We start from the raw sequence: 6,433 nt of genomic DNA on the forward strand, positions 1-6,433 counted from the left end.
CTTCCCGGCGGTCGGGCAAGCCACGGTGGTCGAGCCTGTCGAGACCCAGGTCTCGACAGGCTCGACCAGCGACGCAACGGTCGAGCCGGCCCCGCTGGTCGAGCCTGACGAGACCCCGGAAGGCTCGACCCGCAACGCGGTGTCGACGCGCTCAACCAGCGAGCCGCCCCCCGACGACCCGGCCTGGCGCGCGCCCGTGCTGCACGTCGAGCTCCCGTCCGAGCAGGTCGCCGAGGCCGCCGCCGAGCACGGCGGGACCCCCAACACCTGGTTCGTCGCGTTCCTCGCCCGGCTCGTGCACGCCTCGGGCCGGTTCCCGGGCGAGCCGGTGCCCGTCGCGCTGCCGGTGGCCACGCGCGGCGAGGACGACCCGCGCGCCAACTCCACCAAGATCGCCCGGGTCACGATCCCGGCCGACGTGCTCGCCGCGCGCGACCTCGGCTGGCTGCGGGTTGCCGCGAAGGAGGCGTACGCCGCCGTCGGACAGGCGGAGCCGGGGGTGGCCCCGGTGCCGCTCGAACTGGTGCAGATGCTGCCCGACACTCTCGTGAGCCGCCTGCCGCAGCCGCCCGTCGCGGCGGCGCTGGCGTCCAACCTGGGCAAGCCGCCCGCCGGCTACACGCAGGCGCCCGGCGGTTCCGTGCGCGCCGTCGCCACGCTGTCGCACTACCAGGGAGCCACCGCCGCCGAGCTGCGCGCGGCCGGCGGTGGGCTGGTCGCCTTCTGCACCACCGTTGGCGCGACGACGACGCTCAGCGTCGCCGCGCTCGATCCCGACCGGGTCGCCGACGCCGAGAGCCTGCGCGGCCTCGTGCTGGCGGAGGCGGACGCCTGGCAGCTCCCGGCAGTCCCGTGGTGACCGTCGTTCCGGCCGGCTCAGGCGCCGGTGCTGGCGGCTCCGACGCTCCCGGGGTTCGTGCTGCCGTCGATCGCGTCGGCCGCCGCGGCGACCGCCCGGTCGGCGGGCACGAGCCGCGCGCCGAGGGCGGCGGCGCGGGCGGCGGTAGCGTCGTCGAGCACCTCGGACAGGGCTCCCGCGAGGACGCCCGGCTGCGTGAGCGTGCTCGCGCGGCGGGCGACGCCGGCCCCCGCACCGCGCAGCAGCTCGCCCCACATGGGCTGGTCGGCGGAGTACCAGCCGACGACGGCGGGCAGCCCCGCCCGCAGCACCGCCCCCGTGGTGCCGGCACCGCCGTGATGGACGGCGGCCCGGCAGCGGGGCAGCACCGCCGCGTGGTCGACCGCGCCGACGACCCGCACCCTCTTCTCGTCGACGCTCGCGTCGGGTCCGCCGGCGGCCGAGAAGTCGTTCCAGCCCGCGCTGACCAGCGCCCGCACCCCGAGCTCGGCGCAGGCGGCGTCGACGGCGGCGAGCAGGGCGGGCGGGTCGGCGACGGGCATCGAGCCGAACCCGACGTAGACGGGCGGGTCGCCGTCGTCCAGCCACGCGTCGAGCCCGGCGTCGAGCCCGCCGTCCGAGCCGGCCTCGCGCAGGCGAGCCCGGGCGGCGTCGTCCAGGGCGAGGAACCCCGTCAGCGGACGGCGCGGCCCCCACTCGTCGGCGAGCCCGGGCACCAGCACGGGGTCGTACGCCTGGACCTCGACCACGCCGGCGTCGCGCAGCCGGGTGGGCAGGTGCACGCGCGTGGCTCCCAGACCGAGCTCGGCACGCTGGCCGTTCTCCGCGCGGCGGGTCAGGCCCCAGCGCACGCGCTCCCCCAGGGCCCAGACCGCCCGCGTGGCGCCGGGCCCGCGCACGCCGCTCACGGGCGACACCACGCGGTTGGCCCGCACCGGGCAGTAGTGCAGGGCGGCCATGCCGAGCCCCCGCCGCTCGGCGACGGCGGCGGCCACCTCCTGCCCGAGCAGGCCGGTCACGACGGTGTCGGCGCCACCGACGTCGTCCAGCAGGGCCAGCAGGCCGGTGCGCAGCTCGTCCCAGCCCGCCGCCGCGACCGCGCGCAGCGCGCGCACCCGGCGCACGGGGTGAGTCGAGCGCATGTCGCGCCGCACCAGGTCGGACCCCAGCAGGGCCGCCGAGTCGATGCCCAGCGGCACGGGGTCCAGCCCCAGCCGCTCGGCCAGCGGCACGAGGTTCGGCGCGACGCCGGTCACCACCTCGTGCCCGCGACGCTGCAGCTCCAGCCCGACCGCGAGGGCCGGCTGGACATCTCCTCGACTGCCCACCAGGGCCAGGACGTGACGCACGCGCGCACTCTACTCACCCGTCGCCCACCCTCGGGTCGCCCGCCCTCGGGTAACGGACCCCCGGGCCACCCGCCCGTACGCCACCCACCCGTTTGCCATACCCCCTGCCCGGCACCGGAGGCACCGTGACCAGCCCAGCGACCACCACCGACCCGACGGCCACCAACCGCCTCACCTACGACGACGACCTCTTCCTGCGCACCCGCCGGGTGCTCGGCGTCGCGGTGGTCAACCAGACCATCTGGCGCCTGCCCGCGCCGCTGGACGCCGCCGCCGTCCGCGCCCTGCACCGCGGCCTCGCGAACGGGCCGCTGCAGCGCGTGGTCCGGCCGGGCCGCCTCCCGGGCGCCCGGGCCCGGTGGTCGGCGTCCGCCGTGTCGCTCGACCCGGTGGTCGAGTCCACCCCCGTGCCCGACGACGCCGTGCTCGGCTGGGCCGACCGGCAGGCCCAGGCGAACCTCGACCCCGAGAACGGCCCCACCTGGGCCCTCGCGGCGGCGCCGACGGCGAGCGGCGGGAGCGTGCTCAGCTACGTGACGTCGCACGTGGTGGCCGACGGCGGGATGCACATCGGCGCGCTCCAGGCCGCCGTCGCCGAGGCCACCCGCGCCGCCGGCGAGGCCGCCGTCCGCCGGCTGCCGAAGGAGGGCGAGCGCATCCGCACCGGCCTCGTGGCCGACCTGCGCGACGCCACCGGGCAGGCGCGCGCGGCGGTCGGCGGGCTGCGGAAGGCCGCCCGGCAGGGCCCGGTGCCGCCGCTGATGGCGCAGCAGTCGGCGGACCGGCCGCGGCCCGAACCGCGCTCCGACGACGCCCAGCCCGCCCACCCGCCGATCGTCGTGGTCGACACCGACGCGTCCACCTGGCACCGCGCGGCCCACGCGGGCGGCGGCACGGCGAACAGCCTGCTCATCGCGGTGTGCACGGAGATCCTGCTCGCCGCCGGGGCGGCGACCGCCGGCATGCCGGTGCGCGTGTCGGTACCGGTCAGCCTGCGCCGCAAGAATGACCTGCGGTCGAACGCGACGTCAGGGGTCTCCATCGCCGTCGACACCACGGTGACCCCGGCGCCTGAGCGGGCCGGCGTCGTGACCGACATCGGGCAGATCCGGGCGAGCGCGGCCGCCGAGTTCCGAGCCCTGACGACCGGCACCCGGGTGGACACCCTGGGCCCCCTGAAGCCGCTCATGCAGATGGTGCCCGACGCCGTCGCGAAGCTCGCCGCCCGCGACGCCACCGCGCCGCTGTGCCTGGCCTCCAACCTGGGCCGGCTGCCCGCGACGTTCGCCGCGCCGCTCGGCACCTCGGCCTCCAGCGTGCTCATGCGCGGGGTCACGCAGGGGCTGACCCGCGGGCGGCTGCGCCAGATGCGCGGCGGCCTGGACTCCTGGTGGTCCGAGCACGACGGCGTGGCGACGCTCGTGGTGCTCGGCCTGGACGTCGACCGGCTCGGCGAGCCCGGTCAGGTCCGCGCAGCAATAGAAACGGTCTACGCCCGCCACGGCCTCCCGGTCCGCTTCTGGTAACCCTGGGTTGTGGGCGTGATCGTTGCGCCTAAAACGGACGCGTCGTCGCAACGATCCCGCTCACAACCTTGTCATGCGGCCATGCGGACCGGGGGGTGGCCCTTCGGCTCAGGCATCGCGCTGGCTGTCGTCGACCGTCGGCGTCGGCTCGTCACCAGCACGCCGGCCGACGCCGCCGCGAACGACAGGACGCCGGACCCGGTGGACCACGCGTCCAGGTCGACGGTCACGGCGAAGGCGATGATGGCCGCGACCGGCACGAGCATCCCGACGAGCACGGACACCCGGGGCAGGCGGAGGGCGCGCGCCGTCCGCGCGACGCACCAGCCGACGACCGCCCAGGTCAGGACCATGAGGACCGCGCCGCCGACCGACGCGAACGCCTCGCCGGCGTTGTGGGCACCCGCCGGGGGCCCGAAGTAGAAGAGCTCAGTGGTCGCGACGAGGACCAGGAACCCCACGATCGCGACCAGTCCGGTCACGAGAGATCGTGTCAACACTGGGGCCTCCGCACTGAGGGACTGCGCCGGACTCTCCTGGCGCGCCCTTTATACCAAGTCGTTACCGCGCGATGTCAGCGCGCCACCGTCAATTCACCCACAGACGACCACACGAATGCAAAATATCGGCAGGCGTGGACCTGATTCCGCGGGCTCGACAATCGTACATTCGACAAATGCCGGGCCGATCGGCCCGCTCGCTGCCCGGCGTCTGCCCGCCGTCTGCCCGGCGTCACAGAGCCTGGATGATCAGCTCCACCTGGTCCTTCGCGTCCCCGAACAGCATTGCCGTGTTCTCGCGGAAGAACAGCGGGTTCTGCACGCCCGCGTAGCCCGTCGCCATCGACCGCTTGAAGACGACCACCTCGCGCGCCCGCCACACCTCGAGCACCGGCATGCCCGCGATCGGTGACACCGGGTCGTCCTGCGCCGCCGGGTTCACCGTGTCGTTGGCGCCGATCACGAGCACGACGTCGGTGCCGGGAAAGTCGTCGTTGATCTCGTCCATGCCGAGCACCTGGTCGTAGGGCACCTTCGCCTCGGCGAGCAGCACGTTCATGTGGCCCGGCAGCCGGCCGGCCACCGGGTGGATGCCGAACCGCACGGCGGTCCCCCGCGCCGTGAGCCGCGCGACCAGGTCGGCCACCGGGTACTGGGCCTTCGCCACGGCCATGCCGTAGCCCGGCACCACGATCACCGAGCGGGCGGCCGTCAGCCGATCCGCCACCTCGAGCGGCGTGGTCTCACGGTAGGTGCCCGGTTCGACCCCGGCGCCAGGGGCGACGACGGCGGCCTCCGTGCCGAACCCGCCCAGGATCACGCTCACGAACGACCGGTTCATCGCCCGGCACATGAGGTAGCTGAGGATCGCACCCGACGACCCGACGAGCGCGCCCGTGATGATCAGCAGGTCGTTGCCCAGCACGAACCCGGCTGCGGCCGCCGCCCACCCGGAGTACGAGTTCAGCATCGAGACGACAACGGGCATGTCGCCCCCGCCGATCGCCGCCACGAGGTGCCAGCCGAGCGCCAGCGCCACCGCCGTCATGAGCAGGAGCGGGACCAGGCCGGCGGCTCCGGCCGCGAGGAACCACCAGAGCAGTCCCCCGCACGCCACGAGCGCGGCCAGGTTGAGCCAGTTGCGGCCCGGCAGCAGCAGCGGAGACGACCTCAGGCGTGCCGACAGCTTCCCGAACGCCACCACGGAGCCGGTGAAGGTCACGGCGCCGATCAGTACGCCGAGGAAGACCTCGACGAGGTGCACGGTCCCGCCCGCCCCCGTCGTGTGCGGCGCGGTCAGGTAGGACCCGAAGCCGACCAGCACCGCCGCCGCGCCCACGAACGAGTGCAGCAGCGCGATGAGCTCGGGCATCTGCGTCATCTCGACGGTCCGCGCGCGCCACGTGCCGACGGCGGCGCCCACGAGGAGCACGAGCAGGATCAGGCCGGCCGTCACGCCAACGGGCCGCTCGGACCGGTCCAGCGCGAGCGCCACGGTCGCCGCGAGCGCGATCCCCATACCGGTCATGCCGAGCAGGACGCCGCGCCGCGCGGTCTCCTGCTTCGACAGCCCGGCCAGCGACAGCACGAACAGCACGGCCGCCACCAGGTACCCGGCCGGGACAACTGACTCGACGCTCACCTGGCGCTCCCCTCGTCGGCGCCGTTACCGGTGGTCGAGCGCGTCCCGGTGGTCGAGCCCGTCGAGACCGGGCCCCGGTGGAACATCCCGAGCATGCGGTGGGTCACGAGGAACCCGCCGAAGATGTTGATGCTCGCCACCGCCGACGCGAGCACGGCCAGCGTGGTCACCACCGGGTCCGAGGACCCGATCTGCAGCATCCCGCCGACCAGGATGATCCCCGAGATCGCGTTGGTCTGGGACATGAGCGGGGTGTGCAGGGCGTGGCTGACGTGCGAGATCACGTAGAACCCGACCACGACGGCGAGCGCCAGCACGGTGAAGTGCGCAGCCTGGTCGGCGGGCGACGCCGCCACGGCGAGCGCCCCGAGCACGGCAGCGAGTCCGATCAGCACGGCCCTCATCGCCGGTGGAGCCTGTCGAGCGCCCGCCCCCGCTGGTCGACCCCCGCCCCCCGCTGGTGGGGGGGTGTGGCTCACCGGGGGGGGGAGGGGCACCCAGTCCCCGCGGGGGGCGCCCCCCCCCCCGCCCCCCCGGCGCGGCCACCCGGGCGGCCA

Annotated in this window: 6 protein-coding genes; 2 read left to right on the plus strand and 4 right to left on the minus strand. The window is 75.3% G+C overall.

Annotated features, from left to right (window positions below):
• Positions 1 to 859 (plus strand): hypothetical protein (locus tag ACFT2C_RS14355; RefSeq protein WP_377207732.1); only part of this gene is annotated, 859 nt, incomplete at its 5' end.
• 17 nt (positions 860 to 876) lie between these two features.
• Here ACFT2C_RS14355 and ACFT2C_RS14360 read toward each other — a convergent pair.
• On the minus strand, positions 877 to 2,208 hold the full coding sequence (locus ACFT2C_RS14360; protein WP_377207733.1) for a glycosyltransferase: 1,332 nt from the start codon (positions 2,206 to 2,208) through the stop codon (positions 877 to 879).
• A gap of 125 nt (positions 2,209 to 2,333) precedes the next feature.
• Between ACFT2C_RS14360 and ACFT2C_RS14365 the strand changes: the two genes are divergently transcribed.
• Positions 2,334 to 3,734 carry a hypothetical protein gene (locus ACFT2C_RS14365; RefSeq protein WP_377207734.1) on the plus strand — a complete coding sequence of 467 codons (1,401 nt, stop codon included), beginning with the start codon at positions 2,334 to 2,336 and terminating at the stop codon, positions 3,732 to 3,734.
• Positions 3,735 to 3,805: 71 nt separating this feature from the next.
• Here the strand turns inward: ACFT2C_RS14365 and ACFT2C_RS14370 are convergent, their stop codons facing one another.
• The 3 genes from ACFT2C_RS14370 to ACFT2C_RS14380 form a co-directional block, all read right to left on the minus strand.
• Positions 3,806 to 4,216 (minus strand): hypothetical protein, encoded by a 411-nt coding sequence (locus tag ACFT2C_RS14370; RefSeq protein ID WP_377207735.1) that lies wholly within the window; start codon positions 4,214 to 4,216, stop codon positions 3,806 to 3,808.
• Between the two features lie 250 nt (positions 4,217 to 4,466).
• Positions 4,467 to 5,876, minus strand: coding sequence for a Re/Si-specific NAD(P)(+) transhydrogenase subunit beta (pntB, locus tag ACFT2C_RS14375; protein WP_377207736.1), 1,410 nt, complete (start codon positions 5,874 to 5,876; stop codon positions 4,467 to 4,469).
• Positions 5,873 to 6,280 (minus strand): proton-translocating transhydrogenase family protein, encoded by a 408-nt coding sequence (locus tag ACFT2C_RS14380; protein WP_377207737.1) that lies wholly within the window; start codon positions 6,278 to 6,280, stop codon positions 5,873 to 5,875. The genes pntB and ACFT2C_RS14380 overlap by 4 nt, the downstream gene beginning before the upstream one ends.
• Between the last annotated feature and the right edge of the window lie 153 nt (positions 6,281 to 6,433).

It is taken from the genome of Promicromonospora sp. NPDC057138 (assembly GCF_042670845.1).
Taxonomy (GTDB): domain Bacteria; phylum Actinomycetota; class Actinomycetes; order Actinomycetales; family Cellulomonadaceae; genus Promicromonospora.